1 protein-coding gene is annotated in these 1,199 nt (G+C 66.7%); it reads left to right on the top strand.

Translation table 11 applies throughout. The annotated features are described in order from the left end of the window. Window positions 1–170: 170 nt before the first annotated feature. Window positions 171–1,199 (top strand): beta-galactosidase (locus LQV45_RS34015; RefSeq protein WP_230012258.1); only part of this gene is annotated, 1,029 nt, incomplete at its 3' end.

Here is a 1,199-nt window from a genome sequence, read left to right as displayed (position 1 = left end):
CTCCAGGGCCAGTTCCTCTCCATCTACAACCTGATCGCCGCCGGCGCCATGATCACGGCCGTTCCGGCCCTGATCATCTACCTGCTCCTGCAGCGCCACTTCGTGGCGGGCCTGACCCTCGGCTCCAGCAAAGGATAAACGTGGACAACAGCTCCAACCACAACAACGCCATGGATTACATCACCGCCCGCCTCGGCTCCGAAGGCTCCCCGATGCTGGCATTCGGCGGAGACTACAACCCGGAACAGTGGCCCGAGGAGACCTGGGACGAGGACGTCCGGCTGATGCGCGAGGCCGGCGTCAACCTGGTCAGCGTGGGCATCTTCAGCTGGTCCCTGCTTGAGCCGTCCGAGGGCGTCTACGAGTTCGGCTGGCTGGACCGGGTCCTGGACCTGCTGCACGCCAACGGCATCCGGGTGGACCTGGCGAACGCCACGGCGTCGCCGCCGCCCTGGTTCAGCCACAAGTACCCCGACTCCCTGCCCGTGACCGCCGACGGCGTGCGGCACAGCTACGGTTCCCGGCAGGCCTTCGCGGCGTCGAGTGCCGAATACCGCCGGGCCGCCGCGGCCCTGACCGAGCAGATCGCCACCCGGTACAAGGACCACCCCGCCGTCGTGATGTGGCATGTCCACAACGAGTACGGCTGCCACAACCAGCCTGATTTCTCGGACGGTGCCGCCGCGGGTTTCCGGCGCTGGCTCGAACGCCGGTACGGCAGCCTGGAGGCCCTCAATGCCGCGTGGGGCACCGCCTTCTGGTCCCAGCGCTACTCGTCCTGGGAGCAGATCCTGCCGCCGCGCACCTCCGGGACCTGGGTGAACCCGACCCAGCAGCTGGACTTCGCCCGCTACTCCTCCGATGAGCTGCTCGAATGCTACAAGGCCGAGGCCGCGATCATCCGCACGCACTCGGGACATCCCGTGACCACCAACTTCATGGGGTTCAACATGGGCCTGCACCAGCCCGTGGACTACTGGCGCTGGTCCGAGGAGATGGATGTGGTCTCCAACGACCACTACCTGATTGCCGAGGATCCGCGGAACTTCCAGGAACTGGCGGCAACCGCAGACCTCACCCGCGGCTGGGCCAAGGGCAAGCCGTGGCTGCTCATGGAGCATTCGACCTCTGCCGTGAACTGGCAGCCGCGCAACATCGCCAAAGCGCCCGGCGAGATGCTGCGCAACTCCCTGCAGCAT

It is taken from the genome of Microbacterium sp. Bi128 (genome assembly GCF_918698205.1).
The sequence above is the reverse complement of the archived record's forward strand: the minus strand, read 5'-3'. Positions and strand labels throughout refer to the sequence as shown.